The organism is Streptococcus cameli, from assembly GCF_053207365.1.
The window spans coordinates 415550-431396 of the sequence record NZ_JBRUIM010000001.1; the positions used below are offsets into that span (position 1 = coordinate 415550).

The 15847-nt window shown below is 41.4% G+C and carries 18 protein-coding genes; 15 read left to right on the plus strand and 3 right to left on the minus strand.

The window, feature by feature from the left end; genetic code table 11:
• Nucleotides 1-2 precede the first annotated feature (2 nt).
• The 13 genes from tehB (at nucleotide 3) to ACVR1I_RS02210 (ending at nucleotide 10668) form a co-directional block, all read left to right on the plus strand.
• Complete coding sequence (gene tehB / locus ACVR1I_RS02150; protein WP_447442403.1) at nucleotides 3-866, plus strand: SAM-dependent methyltransferase TehB; 864 nt, start codon at nucleotides 3-5, stop codon at nucleotides 864-866.
• A gap of 198 nt (nucleotides 867-1064) precedes the next feature.
• A complete protein-coding gene (locus tag ACVR1I_RS02155; RefSeq protein WP_447442404.1) occupies nucleotides 1065-1688 on the plus strand; it encodes a DUF4230 domain-containing protein in 624 nt (207 codons plus the stop codon).
• Between the two features lie 141 nt (nucleotides 1689-1829).
• Complete coding sequence (locus tag ACVR1I_RS02160) at nucleotides 1830-2639, plus strand: Cof-type HAD-IIB family hydrolase (RefSeq protein WP_447442405.1); 810 nt, start codon at nucleotides 1830-1832, stop codon at nucleotides 2637-2639.
• Nucleotides 2629-3591: a substrate-binding domain-containing protein gene (locus ACVR1I_RS02165; RefSeq protein WP_447442406.1), complete on the plus strand. Its 963-nt coding sequence runs from the start codon at nucleotides 2629-2631 to the stop codon at nucleotides 3589-3591. The genes ACVR1I_RS02160 and ACVR1I_RS02165 overlap by 11 nt, the downstream gene beginning before the upstream one ends.
• The gene (locus tag ACVR1I_RS02170) at nucleotides 3591-4910 is read left to right on the plus strand and encodes a sensor histidine kinase (RefSeq protein ID WP_447442407.1); all 1320 of its coding nucleotides are present in this window, start codon (nucleotides 3591-3593) and stop codon (nucleotides 4908-4910) included. Before ACVR1I_RS02165 ends, ACVR1I_RS02170 begins: the two co-directional genes overlap by 1 nt.
• The gene (locus ACVR1I_RS02175; RefSeq protein ID WP_447442408.1) at nucleotides 4903-5577 is read left to right on the plus strand and encodes a response regulator transcription factor; all 675 of its coding nucleotides are present in this window, start codon (nucleotides 4903-4905) and stop codon (nucleotides 5575-5577) included. Before ACVR1I_RS02170 ends, ACVR1I_RS02175 begins: the two co-directional genes overlap by 8 nt.
• A gap of 19 nt (nucleotides 5578-5596) precedes the next feature.
• Nucleotides 5597-6880, plus strand: coding sequence for an ABC transporter substrate-binding protein (locus ACVR1I_RS02180; protein ID WP_447442409.1), 1284 nt, complete (start codon nucleotides 5597-5599; stop codon nucleotides 6878-6880).
• A 129-nt stretch (nucleotides 6881-7009) separates the two neighbouring features.
• A complete protein-coding gene (locus ACVR1I_RS02185; RefSeq protein WP_447442410.1) occupies nucleotides 7010-7447 on the plus strand; it encodes a PTS sugar transporter subunit IIA in 438 nt (145 codons plus the stop codon).
• 12 nt (nucleotides 7448-7459) lie between these two features.
• Nucleotides 7460-7954: a PTS sugar transporter subunit IIB gene (locus ACVR1I_RS02190; protein ID WP_447442411.1), complete on the plus strand. Its 495-nt coding sequence runs from the start codon at nucleotides 7460-7462 to the stop codon at nucleotides 7952-7954.
• Nucleotides 7955-7976: 22 nt separating this feature from the next.
• Nucleotides 7977-8825: a PTS mannose/fructose/sorbose/N-acetylgalactosamine transporter subunit IIC gene (locus ACVR1I_RS02195; protein WP_447442412.1), complete on the plus strand. Its 849-nt coding sequence runs from the start codon at nucleotides 7977-7979 to the stop codon at nucleotides 8823-8825.
• 1 nt (nucleotide 8826) lies between these two features.
• Nucleotides 8827-9663: a PTS system mannose/fructose/sorbose family transporter subunit IID gene (locus ACVR1I_RS02200; protein ID WP_447442413.1), complete on the plus strand. Its 837-nt coding sequence runs from the start codon at nucleotides 8827-8829 to the stop codon at nucleotides 9661-9663.
• Nucleotides 9664-9674: 11 nt separating this feature from the next.
• Entirely contained in the window at nucleotides 9675-9974 is a 300-nt protein-coding gene (locus tag ACVR1I_RS02205) for a DUF202 domain-containing protein (protein ID WP_447442414.1), read from the plus strand.
• Between the two features lie 214 nt (nucleotides 9975-10188).
• The gene (locus ACVR1I_RS02210; RefSeq protein ID WP_447442415.1) at nucleotides 10189-10668 is read left to right on the plus strand and encodes a GNAT family N-acetyltransferase; all 480 of its coding nucleotides are present in this window, start codon (nucleotides 10189-10191) and stop codon (nucleotides 10666-10668) included.
• Here ACVR1I_RS02210 and ACVR1I_RS02215 read toward each other — a convergent pair.
• The 3 genes from ACVR1I_RS02215 to ACVR1I_RS02225 are packed head-to-tail and all read right to left on the minus strand — an operon-like array spanning nucleotide 10665 to nucleotide 14351.
• The gene (locus ACVR1I_RS02215) at nucleotides 10665-11942 is read right to left on the minus strand and encodes a hydroxymethylglutaryl-CoA reductase, degradative (protein ID WP_447442416.1); all 1278 of its coding nucleotides are present in this window, start codon (nucleotides 11940-11942) and stop codon (nucleotides 10665-10667) included. The two genes, ACVR1I_RS02210 and ACVR1I_RS02215, sit on opposite strands and share 4 nt — an antisense overlap.
• A gap of 60 nt (nucleotides 11943-12002) precedes the next feature.
• Nucleotides 12003-13163, minus strand: coding sequence for a hydroxymethylglutaryl-CoA synthase (locus tag ACVR1I_RS02220; protein ID WP_447442417.1), 1161 nt, complete (start codon nucleotides 13161-13163; stop codon nucleotides 12003-12005).
• A gap of 3 nt (nucleotides 13164-13166) precedes the next feature.
• On the minus strand, nucleotides 13167-14351 hold the full coding sequence (locus tag ACVR1I_RS02225) for an acetyl-CoA C-acetyltransferase (RefSeq protein WP_447442418.1): 1185 nt from the start codon (nucleotides 14349-14351) through the stop codon (nucleotides 13167-13169).
• A 220-nt stretch (nucleotides 14352-14571) separates the two neighbouring features.
• Between ACVR1I_RS02225 and ACVR1I_RS02230 the strand changes: the two genes are divergently transcribed.
• Nucleotides 14572-15267, plus strand: coding sequence for a phosphoglycerate mutase (locus tag ACVR1I_RS02230; protein WP_447442419.1), 696 nt, complete (start codon nucleotides 14572-14574; stop codon nucleotides 15265-15267).
• 131 nt (nucleotides 15268-15398) lie between these two features.
• Nucleotides 15399-15782: a lactoylglutathione lyase gene (gene gloA / locus ACVR1I_RS02235; protein WP_447442420.1), complete on the plus strand. Its 384-nt coding sequence runs from the start codon at nucleotides 15399-15401 to the stop codon at nucleotides 15780-15782.
• Nucleotides 15783-15847 lie beyond the last annotated feature (65 nt).

Below are 15847 nucleotides of genomic sequence, written 5' to 3' on the forward strand. Positions count from 1 at the left end.
ATATGGTGCAAGAACTCATTGCCTACAAACGTATGCCAATTTGGAACAAAGAGACTGTTCCAACAGAAATTACCCATAAACACAATACCAAGGTGGGAACCTGGGGGAAAATAAAGGTCTTGTGTGGCCAGTTGCAATTTGAAGCGATTTCGGATAACAATCAGATTACTGAAACCATCGTCTATGATGCGGCATCTGATATTCCCATGGTTGAGCCGCAGGCATGGCATAGGGTGACCCTGTTGACAGAAGATACCGAGTTTTTCGTAGAATTTTTCTGCCAACCAGAGGATTATTTTGCTAAAAAGTACAATTATACTCGTACCCACTCGGAAGTCATTGAAGCCCTTGAAACCATCGGTGAGCCTTGTAAGGTCTTAGACTTGGGCTGTGGACAAGGCCGAAATAGTTTGTATCTAGCACAAAAAGGGTTTGACGTAACAGCTGTGGATCAAAACAGAGCCAGTCTCGAAATCCTAGCAGATGTAGCGGACGCTGAAGATTTAGACGTCCAATATGGTCTTTATGACATTCAGACAGCCCAGCTTAGTCAAGCCTATGATTGGATTATTTCCACCGTTGTCTTTATGTTTTTGGACAAAGACCGAGTGCCTGACATTATCCGCAATATGCAGGAGCAGACAACTGTAGGAGGCTACAATCTGATCGTGGCTGCCATGGATACAGCAGATGCCCCTTGTCCCATGCCTTTTAACTTCACCTTTAAAGCAGGAGAGTTAAAAGACTACTACAAGGACTGGGAGCTGATCAAATACAATGAGAACTTTGGCGAGCTCCATAAGCGTGACCAAAACGGCAACCGCTTGAAGATGCGCTTTGCTACCATGCTGGCGAAAAAGAAATAAAAGACAAAAAACCAAGAGGATTTCTTCTTGGTTTTTGTTGTAGCCTCTCATCATCAAATTGCGAAAATCTTGACTAGCATGTTCTGTAAAAATTACAACTCCTATAATAGGGAAAGGAGGAAATGAATAGGCTATCTATTCAAATTAGGACTTGACAATATATATATATAATAGATTTAGAAAAAATGGAGAAGAATAATGAAATCCATAAAGAAATTTTTTAAATTAAAGATTTATTTATGGCTAGTGCTCGCAATAGGAATTACTGTTTTGGCAAGTTTTGCCTATGGTTATACAAAAGGGATTTTTGGCCAAGATTCTGTTACAGAATCGTCTCAAGTAACGAAATATTTGGAAAAAACAGATGAACATGTTTTCTTGAATGTCGGCATTCAACATGTTGAAACACAAAAAAATAATTCCAAGATTCCTTGGACAGATTTCAAATTGCCATTCTCAGAGAAAAAAGCAATCATTATTTTAAATTATGAGGCTAAATTAGGGATACAAGAACCAGTTACCATATCTGAAAATGGAGAAAAATCGTATACTATCAAAGTACCACAGTTTTCTGTCATTGGTATTGATTTAGATAAAGAAAATCCCTATCAATTATACGATAAAGAGGGCGATCTATTGAGTATGACGACTAAAGATGTGGATACTGGTAAATTGGCAACACAAGCCTTATCTAAGAAAAAACAAGAGAAGTATTTAAGTCAATATACGAGCTATTTGAAAGAATCTGCCACAGATTACTATCAGAACTTATTCAAAGCCATTGATCCTGAGATACAGATTGAAGTTGTTTTTGCAAACTAAGAAGAGAGTGACCTTGGTCACTCTTTTTTTGATGTGACAAATGTCATGAAATTCTCTAAATGTGAAGAAGCTTCTTGAAAGCGGTCAATGGATTTTTAAAAAATGGTATACTAGAAGAAAAGTACCCCTGGAGGAAGAGAGATGCGTTTGATCTGTAGTGATATTGATGGGACCTTGCTGAATTCAGATCACCAAGTTAGCTCCTTGACCAAGGAAGCCATTCGAGAAGCTGTAGGACAAGGAGTGGTTTTCGTACCCGTTTCTGCTCGGATGCCAAAAGCGATTCAGCTCATTGTGGAGAATATTGGGATTACATGTCCAATTATTTCTTATAATGGTGGCTTAATCCAAGATGAAAATGGAACAGTACTGGATTCCAAAACATTACCTGTTTCCGATGCGATTGAGTTGGGAAGCTACATTGAAAACCACTATCCAGCAGTTGCTTGGAATGTCTACAGTTTTGAGCGATGGTTGGCCCAGGCTACACCAAGTAAATGGGTGGATCGAGAAGAAGAAATTGTTGGGGTAAAAGCAGAACGGTTTTCGCTGGAGCAACTCCAACAAGAAATGGACCAAGCCCATAAGGTTTTGTTGATGGGAGAGGCTGAAACCATCAGCCACTTAGTTTCTAAACTACCAGCTGTTTTTCCTGATTTTTCCATTGTTCAATCCCATGCCTTTCTCCTAGAAATTATGCCCAAGGGAATTGAGAAGGGGCAAGCTGTTGTGACGTTGTCGCAGCAATTGGAAATTCCTCTTTCTGAGACGGTCGCTTTTGGAGATAATTTCAATGATTTGGAAATGCTGCGCGTGGTCGGTCAAGCAGTGGTGATGGGCAACGCCCCACAAGACATTCAGGAAGAATTTTCCTTTGTGACCGCAGATAATGACCACGATGGGATTGCAGTAGCGTTAAAACAATTGGGTATTGGACAAGATGAATTATAAAAAAACAGCTTTAGGACTCGGAGTCATTTTGCTGGCCTTGATTTGTTTGTTCCATGTCGTGGTCACAAATGCAGTGAATCAAGGTCCAAATCAGGTTAAAGTAGGCATTAGCTATATGACCATGAACAATGATTTCTATAAGATTTTAAATGCAGAAATCAAAAAAACATTTGGAGAGCGACAGGATATTTTGTATGTTCGAGATCCTGAGTTAGACGAAAACAAGCAGAGCCAGCAAATTGATTATTTTGTGGAACAAAAGGTAGATGTGATCGTGATTACACCCATTCGTAGTGATAGCAAAGCGATTTTGTCTTCCTTAAGACGAGCAAAGAAAAATGGGATTAAAATCATTGCTCTGGATACTCCCCTGAAAGATCCTTACTTAGCAGATAGTACCGTAGTATCAGACAATTATGAAGCAGGGGTTCTTCTGGCGAAACAAATGATGGCTACTCTTTCAGAAGCCTCTATTCTCCTGTTGGAACACCCTGAAACGGTTTCTGCAACTGACCGAATTGCAGGTTTTGAGGATACCATCAAAGGCCACAAAGAGTATCAAGTCATAGCGCGAAAAGATACACTGGGACAAACAGAAGTTGGGATGCCTGAAGTAACAGAGGTCCTTGAAAATGGCGGTGATTTTGATGTTGTTATGGCCTTAAATGATCGGAGTGCGATCGGAGCTCTTGCGGCGATTAAGGACAAATCGTATGCCAATCAGGTACTGATTTACGGGATTGACGGATCGCCTGATATGAAGAACTTATTAGCGACAACAACTGATGTAGGGGCAACAGTGGCCCAGTCTCCTTTAAAAATGGGTCAAAAAACGGTTGACTTAATCTACCGCCTGGCAGAGAAGCAGGCAGTCAATCCAACCTATATTATTCCAGTGACCTTATTGACTCCAGAGAATATTCATTTGTATGATGTAACGGGGTGGCAATGATGAATAAGACCAAAAGCATTGTGTATGGGAAACTGGCCCTAATGGTGATTAGTCTCATTGCTATTTTGTATAATAGTATTGTGTATATCTTTGCGACCCAGTACATTGTTTCAAAGGGATACAGCCATGCCTTGTTAGAAAAGGTTGACCATATTCCAACGTCACCGATGGTTGTTTATATGACTTCTATTGGAATATATATTTTGTTGCTCTTGATGATTTATTTTAGAGATCACCGAGAGGAGCAGAAATCTTCTATTTTTGATGTTTTCTCGATGTTGGAAATTTTGCTCATGTTTGCAGTGATTATTGCACTCCAATTTTCTTATAATGGCTTGATTTTACTGGTTTTTGCAGACTTGTTTTATAGTTCTAGAGAATTTAAAAGTTCAAGGGGAAAACGTTACTGGATTGCCTTGATTATCTTTAGTTTTACAGTCTTGCTTCTCTCAAATTATGATATCTTATCCTTATTTGTGAAATTGCCCTCTCTGGATACTTTTATTAGTTTTTACCCACAAGGAACTAGGGTTGCTATTTTATTTTTTAAAAATTTCTTAGTGTCTCTGAATATCGTGATTTTTATCATTTCTCTCTTGTTTTACATCATGTATTCGATTACGGAGCGCAGCAATATCGAAGAAGAATTGCGAATGGTATCAAAGGTTAATACCGAACTCAATAGTTACGTAGCCTTGACCGAAAAGATTGTCGAGGATAGAGAAAGAAAGCGGATTGCAAGGGAAATCCATGATACCTTAGGCCATGCCCTGACGGGCATTTCAGCAGGGATTGATGCTGTAAAGGTACTGGTGGATATTGATCCTCCACGGGCCAAAGAGCAACTGCAAACCATGTCGATAGTTGTGCGTGAAGGAATTCGAGATGTTCGAGGATCCCTCAACAAGCTCAGACCAGGAGCTTTAGAAGACGGTAGTCTTAAAGAAGCGCTTTTTAAAATGGTCAAAGAATACGAGTCCGTTTCGCATTTAACCATCAATCTCCGCTATGGATGGGACCGAGTGGATTTGGACAGCATGAAGGAGAATGCTATTTTCCGTGTTATCCAAGAATCGATTACCAATTCACTCCGACACGGTCATGCTAACCAAGTTGATATTGACTTGATTAACGGGGACAATTATACCATTACCATACAGGACGACGGCATCGGTTTTGAACACTTGGAATATGGCTACGGTCTCAAACAAATGAGGGAGAGAATGGCTGTTATTGGAGGTCATATCCGGTTTGAAAATCGAAATGGATTTTTTACCTGGATTGAAATACCAAAAGGAATAGGAGAAGATTATGATTAAAGTACTGATTGTGGACGATCAAGAGTTGATACGCGAGTCCTTAAACATTATCTTGTCAGCCAATAAAGACATTGAAGTGATTGGGCTATTAGGAGATGGGCGAGAAGTGATTGACTTTCTTCCCCACCAAAAACCAGATGTTATTTTAATGGATATCCGCATGCCCAAAATGGATGGGGTGCTCTGTACCAAGTTGGTCAAAGAACAATACCCAGATATTAAAATTATTGTGCTAACGACCTTTGATGACGATGAATTTATCTTTTCAGCCCTAAAATATGGAGCATCGGGCTACCTTTTAAAAGGGGTTTCGATGGAAGAATTGCACCAGGCTATTCAAACTGTTCATAATGGCGGCGCCATGATCAATCCAGATATTGCGACCAAGGTTTTTAAAATCTTTTCAAAAATGGCTAACACCAATATGACAGTGGTAGTCGAAGAAGAGCATGTGGAAGAAATGAGCCAAAATGAATGGCGGATTATCCAACAAGTTGGCCTTGGCCTATCCAATAAAGAAATAGCAGCCAAGTTATTCTTGTCTGAGGGGACTGTCCGCAATTACCTCTCTACTATTTTGTCCAAGTTGAACTTACGAGACCGCACCCAATTAGCCATTTGGGCGGTTCAGTCTGGTGTGACCATGAGGGATTTAACAGATGATTAAACGGCTAAAAAGCAGTAAAATGAATAGCTGGCAAGGCAAGATTTTATTTCTATTTATACTTTTAACTGGTTTTATTGCTTGGAAACAAACACGGCCAGTGGTCTTGCGATTGGGACTGTATTCAGGCTCTAGTTGGGATGTTCCTAATAGTCGGGACAACACGGCTATTGATGAGGCCATTGCCTTGTTTGAATCCCAGCATCCAGGAGTTGACATCGTCTACGAAAGTGGTATTCCTAAGGAAGATTATTCTAATTGGCTATCTGATCAAGTGGTGCAAGGGCAACAACCGGATTTATTTCTGGTACCAGAAGAGGATTTCAGTCTCTTAGCTTCAACAGGTGCTTTGACAGATTTATCTTCTTTTCAAGCAAAACAGATTGAGGCAGACCAATTTTATCCAGTTGCATTGCATGCTGGACAATATGGAGGGAAGCAATATGCCCTGCCATTTGAAAGTAACCCGATTATGATGTGTGTCAATAAGGATTTGTTAGAAAAGGAAGGGATTGAACTCCCAGATGCCAATTGGACCCTGAATGATTTTTACCAGATTGCTAAAGAAGTGACCAAGGATACGGATGGTGATGGACGTGTTGATCAATTTGGGATTACGGATTATACTTGGCAACAGGGATTAGCCGCTCATGGTGGACAAATCTATGATCGGACAAATGAGAGTCTGACCATTACTAGCGATGAGATGCGGCAAGCTCTTAATTTTGTAACAAAATTGGACAATCTTAGTGATCGCTACCAGGTTTCATCAGAGGATTTTGACCAAGGTAAGGTTGCTTTTTACCCCATGAGTTTGGCCCAATACCGGACTTACAAACCCTATCCCTACCACGTTGCCAAGTATTCGAACTTTGCTTGGACCTGTGTTCCTATGCCAGCTGTTATAGGGACGATGAATGCGACCCAAGTGCAAACGTCTTTATTTGGAGTGTCCTCAAAGACACGGCATGCAAGATTAGCCAAACAGTTTTTAAAAACCCTGACGACAGATCAACAAATTCAACAAAAAGTTTTTAATGATTCGCAAGGAATATCGGTTTTAAGAGCTGTTATGAATAGTCAGGAAACAAAGGATATGCTAAGGGCAGATGATTTTGGTGAGAATTCCTTATCGGTATCTACCCTGGATCAGATGATGGCAACAGCCGTTGTGGAAGTTCGGTTTAAGCATTACCAATCGATATTGGAAAAAGCAGATTACCTGTTACTGGATGCCATGAATCGAAAATCCATTGATAGTGATTTAGTGGAGATTCAAAAACAATTAGAAAACGATATGGAGTAAACACAGTTTTACTCCTTTTTTGTGACATTTGTCATATGAGATGTGACATTTATCAGGATGTTTCTGTGACAAACGGCAGTTGGATGAATCCGCTTTCTATTCTAAAATAAATAGCAAGGAGGAAGCGAGATGACGTATTTAATTTTAGTCAGCCATGGTGGCTTGGCAGCCGGATTAAAAACATCTTTGGCCATGTTTGCAGAAGATAAAATCGATCAGGTCATTGCTGTCGGCTTAGAAAATGGCAAATCAGTTGATGATTTCGCAGTCGATTTTCGGACAGCCATTGAAGCATTAACAGCTGATGATAAAGTTGTTGTTCTAGCAGATATTGTGGGAGGAAGCCCTTTGACAACAGCTTGTAGTATCTTAGCTGAAAAAGGCTTATTGGATACCGCAACCATTTTAGGTGGAATGAATCTGCCAATGGCGGTCAACGCGATTGTGATGAAAGATGTGTTGGAGGGGCCAGACTTTGTTTCGACTGTTTTAGGAGAAGCAGGAGCAGCCTTGCAAGAGTTTGTTGTTGCATCAGACGACGTAGACGATGAAGAAGACGATATTTAAAAGGAGAAAGAAATGTCAGTATCATTTGTACGAATTGATGACCGCATGATCCACGGTCAAACCGTAACCCGTTGGGCAAAGGAACACCCGTGTGATGGCTTAATTGCTGTTAACGATGCAGCAGCTTCTAACAAGGTTCTGATCCAAGCCTACAAAGGTGCTTCCGATAAGAAAACTTTTGTATGGACCAAGGAAGCCTTTGTTGAAAAATCAAAAAAAGTAACGGATTCAGATACGCGCTACTTTGTGATTACGAAAAATCCAATTGATATGAAAGAATTATTGGTCGACCATGGTTTTGTTCCAGATGATGTCAAAGAAATCATTGTTGGTCCAGCTAATGATCGTCCAGGTGCTGTTAAGTTGGGGAACAACCAATCCATCACCCCTGAAGAAGCAGCAGCGCTGGAAGCCATTCAAGCAGCAGGCTACAAGGTCAAATTCCAATTGTTGCCAGATGTGTCTATCGGTTACTGGGATGACTTTAAAGGAAAATTTGGTTATTAAACTACAATAAAGGAGATTTATTATGACAATTTCATGGTTACAAGCAGCCCTACTTGGTTTGTTTGCCTGTCTTTCTTCCATGCCAGGTCTTGGGGGGACATCCATTGGTAACTATACCCTTGGTCGTCCTCTTGTCGGTGGTTTGGTTTCAGGTTTGATTTTGGGTGATATCCAAACGGGTATTATCTGTGGTGTGGCGATGCAGTTGGTGTACATTGCCTTAGTAACACCTGGTGGAACCGTTTCTGCTGACGTTCGTGCCGTATCTTATATCGGTATTCCGCTTGCGATGGTGGCGATTCACTCACAAGGATTGGATCCATCATCTGCAGACGCTGCGAACTTGGCAAAATCAATGGGTACCTTGGTTGGTACTGTCGGAACAGTGTTGTTCTACGGTACAGCAACAATGAACTTGATCTGGCAACACATCGGTTGGAAAGCTATTGAAAAAGGAAATTTCCGTAAGATTTATTCTGTTGATTTTGTTTACCCATGGGTATCGCATATCGTCTTCTCTTTCTTGCCAACACTCATCATGTGTAAATTGGGGGCAGATGCCGTTACAGCCTTGAAAGAAGCTCTTCCAATGGATGGTATTCCAATGAAGACCTTGTTTACAGTTGGTTCTCTTCTTCCATGTGTCGGTATTGCCATCCTCTTGAAGCAAATTGTTGAAAAAGTTACAGACTTTATCCCATTCTTTGTCGGCTTTACTTTGGCTGCTTCAATGGGCTTGAACTTGGTATCATGTGCTGTGATTTCATTGATCTTTGCGGTCTTGTTCTATGAAATTCAAATGGCGAAAAACGTAAGAGTTCAATCAGCAGGTGCTGTTGCATTTGATGAGGACGAAGAGGAGGATATTTAGGATGAGTGTTAAAAAATTAACGAAGAAAACATTGAGTAAGTCATTTCACCATTGGTACTATGGGAACTTGACCTGCTTCTCACAAGAGCACATGCAAACCTTTGGTTACTTGGCATCGATGCTTCCAATCGTTGAAGAACTGTACGACAACAAAGATGACCAAGCACGTTCCATGCATACCTATACGGCCTTCTTTAATACAGAGCCACAATTGGGTGCCCTTGTTGTCGGGATTACAGCTGGTTTGGAAGAAGCGCGTGCAAACGGAGCAAACCAAGTGGATGATGAAACCATCAATGGTCTTCGTGCTGGTTTGATGGGACCTGTTGCCGGTATCGGTGACTCATTGATCGTCGGAACATTGATTCCAATTATTCTTGGTATTGCCCTTGGTTTATCAAATGGTGGTTCACCGGTTGGTGCTGTATTCTATATTTTGGTGTGGAATCTCTTTGCTTACTTTGGAATGAAATTTGCCTACTTCAAAGGTTATGAATTGGGTGATAAGGCTGTTGAGTTCTTAGTAGGACCCCAAGGACAAGCTATTCGTAAATCAGTATCGATTATCGGTGGTATGGTTATCGGTGCAGTAGCTGCAACATGGGTACCTGTTAAAACGGCTTTCCAATTGACCAATGATGCTGGTGAACCTTATCTTGTTTTACAAGACCAATTGGATGGTGTGTTCCCAGGCCTCTTGACAGCCGTCTTCATCGTCTTTTGCTGGTGGTTGATGGCTAAGAAAAACCTTTCCCCAATCAAAGTGATGTTGATCTTGGTGGTTATTGCCCTCATCGGTGTCTTGACAGGCTTCTTTAACCCAGGATTGCAATATTAAGGAGAAACAGAATGAAACAAGATGAGTTGGTTCAAGGATATAAACAAGAAATTGACTTTCAAAAACGCATGTTGGAGAATTTGCAAAGATGGTTTAGTCTAGCCCTCTGTCTTGTGGGCATCTGTTTGGTCATCTGGTACTATTTTGCTAGTGACAATAGGCTTGTAACAATCATTAGCCTATTCATTGGAGTCATTTCCTTCTTAATCATGCTTTTAATAGGTTATGCTATCTACAAAGGTAGAAAGAATCTGCAACTGGTGATCGATGATTTCCAACGGAAAGTTTCTGTAACCAAACACGAATCGTAAAACAAAAATAGAGTGACTGCAGTCACTCTATTTTCTATTAGAAAAAGAAAAACCAGTCCCATTTCTAGGACTGGTCTTTCAGGAGATTTATGAAAAATTTTAGGATACACTTATAGTATAAAGGATTTTGAGAAAATCACATCGGTCCTAGGACTGATTTCTGACTTTTTAGCTTGATTCTGCTAAAATAGTGAAAAAGGATAGGAGAGAAAAGATGACGATACGAAAAGCAAGCAAGACAGATATTCCAGCCTTAAACAACTTGTTGCAGGATATTTTGTTGGTGCACCATGAAGTGAGGCCTGATATCTTTAAAAAAGAAGGACAGAAGTTTTCACAAGAAGAATTGGAAGCCATTATTGCGGACCCGGCTAAACCGGTCTTTGTTTACGAAAAAGATGGAGAGGTTTTAGGGCATCTATTTTGCCAAATTCAACAGTTGAAAGCTGCTGTCCTAGAGCCAATTAAGACCTTATTTATTGATGATTTATGTGTGTCCAATACAGCGAGAGGCCAACAGATTGGCCAGCAACTCATGGATTTTGCGGTTGACTATGCCAAAGAAATTAAGTGCCACAACCTGACCTTAGATGTTTGGGATGATAATCAGGCAACCAAACGCTTTTATGAGCGGCAAAACTTGGTTCCACAAAAGACCCGTTTTGAAATGGTATTAACAGAAAAAGAGGACTAGTCCTCTTTTTTTTCGTTTCGTAAGGCTGTCAGCAATTGCTTGGCTGTTTCAAGGTTGGTATGTTGGGCTTGTCGGAGCTGACTGGCGATGGTGTCAATTTCATTCTCCTGAGCCCCCGCCAAGAGGGCAAGCGATTTGGCATGGAGTTTCATGTGGCCAGCCTGAATACCTGTTGTGACCAGGGCCCGAAGCGCTGCAAAGTTTTGACACAGTCCAGTAGCTGCAATCAAAGCAGCAAGAGTTTGGGCATTTGGATAACCAAGAATGTCAAAGGCGACGCCTACCTTAGGATTGAGGCCAATGGAGCCTCCAACAGTTGCAATTGGAAGTGGAAGGGTAATTTCTCCCGTTAAAACCTGCTCTGCCTTATCATATTTCCAAATCGACAGCCCACGGTATTGACCGCTACGAGCAGCATGGGCATGAGCTCCTGCTTCAACTGCCCGCCAATCGTTACCCGTTGCAACAACCAGAGCATCAATCCCGTTAAAGATGCCCTTGTTATGGGTTGCCGCACGGTAGACGTCGACTTGTGCCAATTGACTAGCCAGTGCCACTCTTTTGGCTGTTTCAAGGGCTTGAGTTGGGTCTGTAGATAAATGGGATACAGGAATGGAACACTGTGCAGTTACCAATGAGTCAGTAGCATAGTTGGACAGAATGGCCATCAGAGCTTTTCCTTGACTCAGGTCTTCGAGATAGGTTTTAATCCCCTCTAACATATTGTTAAGGATATTGGCTCCCATAGCCTCTCTTACATCAGCGTGAAGGTAGACGATGACAAAGTCCTCTTTTTGTTCAACTTTTATGTGTCTAGCTCCACCACCACGTTTGACAATCGAAGGGTGGGCCTGATTGGCTAGAGTGACAATCGTCTCCTCATTTTCAAGAATAATGGATATTGCCGCCTCTGGATTTACGATATCGTAGAGAGCAACTTGCCCAATCATGAGGCGTTCCGTGATAGAAGAAGTAAAACCACCTGCTTTGCCAATGATTTTTGCTGCAAAAGAACAAGCAGCTACAACAGAGGGTTCTTCCGTTACCATTGGCAGGCTGTATTCTTTTCCATTCAGCCAAAACTCAGGGACGACAGAAAAAGGCAGAGCAAAGGTTCCTAGATGGTTTTCAGCCATTTTTCCTGCAATGGGTTCGGGTAAGTTCTGGTCATTCTTTAGAATGCTGAGGCTATCAGCTGACAGGTTGCGAATTTCTGAAAGTGTATCGATCCGTTCGGTACGCGTTTTTTTGTAAAATCCTGAAAAATGAGACATGGCCTCTCCTTTTTTGAAAGACAAGAAAAGGCCAGTTGGACTTGCCAACTGGCTTTTTGGCTAGTTTTTGCGGTAGATACGTTTGTGGTCTTGAATGTCAATGAGAGCAAATGGGGCAGGATCTTGCTCCATGTTAAGGGCAGAACCGTTGGTATCAACGATTATTTCTTGGAAGAACATGTTTTCGTATTCTTCGATGGTCAGACGGATTCGCTTGTTCAGTGTTTCCATGCGATCTGTTTGTAAGTGGCTTTCATAACCAGCTACTAAACGGCCGCTAAAGATTTCGCAGACAGCCCCGCTGCCGTAGCTATAAAAGAGAATCTCATCACCTGCGGTCAATGCCTGGCTATTTTCTAAAAGAGATAAGAAAGACAGGAAAATGGATCCAGTATAGATATTTCCAACCACTTGATTGTAGATAATGGCTTCGCCAAAGCGTTGGCTCAAGCGTTCGTAAGTGTCTGTCTGTTCTTGGCTAATGGCTTGAAGCCCTTTTAGTCCTTGTTTGGCAAAAGGAATGTGAAGACACATGGCTGCAAAATCATCTAATTGCTTACCATTTTTTTTCTGGTAATACTCAAAAGTGGTTGTTAAGCAGTCCGTGTATTGTTCTGTTGAGAACTTGCCATCAACTCGAGGGTACTTGTCCTGATTGGGACGCCAGAAGTCCATGATGTCTCGTGTTTGGCAGACATTGTCATTGTTAAGGACCATGATAGCAGGATCAGCTGTTACCAACATGGCAACGGCTCCAGCACCTTGTGTGGCTTCCCCAGCAGATTCTTTACCATATTTGGCGATGTCACTGGCAATGACCAAGACTTTTGAATCTGGAAATTGTGCGATATGGCTTTTGGCTAGACTGAGCCCTGCCGTAGCACCGTAACAAGCCTCTTTGATTTCAATAGAGCGGGCAAAAGGCTGAATATCTAACAACCCATGAATGAAGACTGCAGCCGCTTTACTTTGGTCAATGCTGGTTTCTGTACCAAGAATCACCATGTCGATGGCTTCTTTGTCTTTATCTGTCAAAATAGCTTGGGCTGCTTGAGCGCCTAAAGTCACAATGTCTTGGGTTGCTGGTGCGACAGCCATTTGGTGTTGGAGTAGACCCAGTTTAAATTTATTGGGGTCAATAGAGCGGGCTTGTGCTAAATCCTCCAAATCCAAGATATAATTTGGGGCAGCAAAGCCGATTTTATCGATTCCGATGTTCATAATTTATCCTTTTTGTGCATTGGAAATGATCATGCTGATGCCTTGTCCTCCTCCGATACAGAGGGAGCAGAGTCCCAGTTGAGCATTTCTTTTTGTTAATTCATGGACCAGAGTTACAAGAATCCGTGTACCGCTGGCTCCAATAGGGTGTCCGAGGGCAATTGCTCCTCCGTTAACATTGACTTTTTCTGTATCAATACCTAACTCTGCCAGTACAGGTATGGCTTGGGCAGCAAAGGCTTCATTGATTTCAAAGAGGTCAATGTCTGAGATAGTTGCTCCTATTTTTGAAAGCGCCTTTTGACTAGCTGCAATAGGGCCAAGTCCCATATAATTCGGATCTAATCCACTAGTGGCCATTGCTTCAATGTAGGCAAGCGGAGTAAGGTTTAATTCCCTAGCTTTTTCTTCTGACATGAGGATGATAAAAGCACAACCATCGTTAATACCAGAAGCGTTTCCAGCTGTCACGGTTCCATCTTTTTGAAAGGCGGGACGTAGGTTGCCTAACGTTTCTAGATCTGTTTGGCGAGGGTACTCATCTGTGTCAAAAAGAAGTTCTTTACGGCCATTCTTGGTGAGGACTGGGACAATTTCTTCCTGAAATCTTCCTGTTGCCACTGCAGCGAGCGCTTTTTCTTGGCTTTCAAGGGCAAATGCATCTTGTTGGGAACGGGAAATCTGGTATTTTGCAGCGACATTCTCAGCGGTTATTCCCATATGCTCTTGACTAAAAGCATCTGTTAAACCATCTCTTAGGATGCTATCTTCCATGGAAATAGTGCCTAATTTGTTACCAAAACGACTGTCTTTTGAGAGATAGGGAGCTTGACTCATGATTTCAATACCACCAGCTGCAATAATCTCTTGTTCTCCTAACAGAATCGCTTGAGCAGCTAATTGCACCGCTTTTAATCCTGAGCCACACACCTTATTAACCACAAAAGCAGAAGTGGTATTAGGCAGGCCGGCTTTCAGTGCAATTTGCCGTGCAATATTTTGACCGTGTCCAGCGCCTAATACATTCCCAACGATGACTTCTTCCACCAATGAGGGGGAGATAGCGGTTTTACTGAGAGAGGCCGATAGGACTTGCGCACCTAGGTCTGCTATCGAAATATCCTTTAAACGACCACCGAAACTACCAATAGCAGAACGATAGGCAGAAACAATTGCGACTCTTTTCATCACCAATATCCCTTCTGTTTTTTGTCTGTAATTCAACCTTACCATTATACCATTTTTACAGGAAAAACAAAAAAATAGTATCGGTCTGTAGGTGTATTTTGACCAAATACGAGAATGAAAACGCACACAGAATATGGAAGGGCTAGCTTTTTTAGGAATATTTTTGTAAAATAGAAATGTAAACCATTTGACATTGTCAAAAATAAAAGGAGAATCATAAATGGTAAAATTAGTTTTTGCTCGCCACGGTGAGTCAGAATGGAACAAGGCTAACCTCTTTACAGGTTGGGCAGACGTTGATTTGTCTGAAAAAGGAACACAACAAGCAATCGATGCAGGTAAATTGATTAAAGAAGCAGGTATCGAGTTTGACTTGGCCTTCACTTCTGTTTTGAAACGTGCGATTAAAACAACTAACTTGGCGCTTGAATCAGCTGACCAATTGTGGGTACCAGTTGAAAAATCTTGGCGTTTGAACGAGCGTCACTACGGTGGCCTCACTGGTAAAAACAAGGCTGAAGCAGCTGAACAATTTGGTGATGAGCAAGTACACATCTGGCGTCGTTCATACGATGTATTGCCTCCAGATATGGCTAAAGATGATGAGCACTCAGCTCATACGGATCGTCGCTATGCTTTGCTTGACGGTGCTGTTATTCCAGATGCAGAAAACTTGAAAGTAACGCTTGAGCGTGCTCTTCCATATTGGGAAGATAAGATTGCTCCAGCTCTTAAATCAGGAAAAAATGTCTTTGTAGGTGCTCATGGTAACTCTATTCGTGCCCTTGTAAAACACATTAAAGGTTTGTCAGATGACGAGATTATGGATGTTGAAATTCCAAACTTCCCACCACTTGTCTTTGAATTTGACGAAAAATTAAATGTTACTGCTGAGTACTACCTTGGTGGTGAATAATTAAAATGAGCGATTGAGTCATCAATCGCTTTTTTATTGATCAATGGTCTAGACTGAAATTGATGAATAGCAATTTTATCAGGTCTATGTTATAATGAAACAAGTATTTAGCATATATAAAGGAGAGTATCATGGCTAGTATCAAAATGTTACACGCTTGTTTACGTGTTGAAAATTTGGAAGCTTCTCAACGTTTTTATGAAGAAGCATTTGGTTTTAAAGTAACCCGTCGCAAGGATTATCCTGAACACAAGTTTACCTTGGTTTATATGGCTTTGCCAGGGGACGAATTTGAGATTGAATTGACCTACAACTATGATCATGGTCCATATGTAGTGGGAGATGGTTTTTCTCACTTAGCCCTTTCCTCTTCTGATTTAGAAGGAGACAATGCAAAACACAAGGCTTTAGGTTACAAAACGACAGATTTATCTGGTTTACCAGGAAATCCAGGACATTACTACTTTGTCACAGATCCAGATGGGTACCGTGTCGAAGTGATTCGCGCAGACTAAGAACATGAAAAGAGGAGTTTTCCTCTTTTTTTAGTGATTTTACTAGATTTGATTGACAGATTGTA

Bases quoted from the DNA above. Each gene is read 5' to 3' on its own strand.
- tehB (WP_447442403.1), top strand. From the start codon at position 3: ATGGTGCAAGAACTCATTGCCTACAAACGTATGCCAATTTGGAACAAA.
- ACVR1I_RS02155 (WP_447442404.1), top strand. From the start codon at position 1,065: ATGAAATCCATAAAGAAATTTTTTAAATTAAAGATTTATTTATGGCTA.
- ACVR1I_RS02160 (WP_447442405.1), top strand. From the start codon at position 1,830: ATGCGTTTGATCTGTAGTGATATTGATGGGACCTTGCTGAATTCAGAT.
- ACVR1I_RS02165 (WP_447442406.1), top strand. From the start codon at position 2,629: ATGAATTATAAAAAAACAGCTTTAGGACTCGGAGTCATTTTGCTGGCC.
- ACVR1I_RS02170 (WP_447442407.1), top strand. From the start codon at position 3,591: ATGAATAAGACCAAAAGCATTGTGTATGGGAAACTGGCCCTAATGGTG.
- ACVR1I_RS02175 (WP_447442408.1), top strand. From the start codon at position 4,903: ATGATTAAAGTACTGATTGTGGACGATCAAGAGTTGATACGCGAGTCC.
- ACVR1I_RS02180 (WP_447442409.1), top strand. From the start codon at position 5,597: ATGAATAGCTGGCAAGGCAAGATTTTATTTCTATTTATACTTTTAACT.
- ACVR1I_RS02185 (WP_447442410.1), top strand. From the start codon at position 7,010: ATGACGTATTTAATTTTAGTCAGCCATGGTGGCTTGGCAGCCGGATTA.
- ACVR1I_RS02190 (WP_447442411.1), top strand. From the start codon at position 7,460: ATGTCAGTATCATTTGTACGAATTGATGACCGCATGATCCACGGTCAA.
- ACVR1I_RS02195 (WP_447442412.1), top strand. From the start codon at position 7,977: ATGACAATTTCATGGTTACAAGCAGCCCTACTTGGTTTGTTTGCCTGT.
- ACVR1I_RS02200 (WP_447442413.1), top strand. From the start codon at position 8,827: ATGAGTGTTAAAAAATTAACGAAGAAAACATTGAGTAAGTCATTTCAC.
- ACVR1I_RS02205 (WP_447442414.1), top strand. From the start codon at position 9,675: ATGAAACAAGATGAGTTGGTTCAAGGATATAAACAAGAAATTGACTTT.
- ACVR1I_RS02210 (WP_447442415.1), top strand. From the start codon at position 10,189: ATGACGATACGAAAAGCAAGCAAGACAGATATTCCAGCCTTAAACAAC.
- ACVR1I_RS02215 (WP_447442416.1), bottom strand. From the start codon at position 11,942: ATGTCTCATTTTTCAGGATTTTACAAAAAAACGCGTACCGAACGGATC.
- ACVR1I_RS02220 (WP_447442417.1), bottom strand. From the start codon at position 13,163: ATGAACATCGGAATCGATAAAATCGGCTTTGCTGCCCCAAATTATATC.
- ACVR1I_RS02225 (WP_447442418.1), bottom strand. From the start codon at position 14,351: ATGAAAAGAGTCGCAATTGTTTCTGCCTATCGTTCTGCTATTGGTAGT.
- ACVR1I_RS02230 (WP_447442419.1), top strand. From the start codon at position 14,572: ATGGTAAAATTAGTTTTTGCTCGCCACGGTGAGTCAGAATGGAACAAG.
- gloA (WP_447442420.1), top strand. From the start codon at position 15,399: ATGGCTAGTATCAAAATGTTACACGCTTGTTTACGTGTTGAAAATTTG.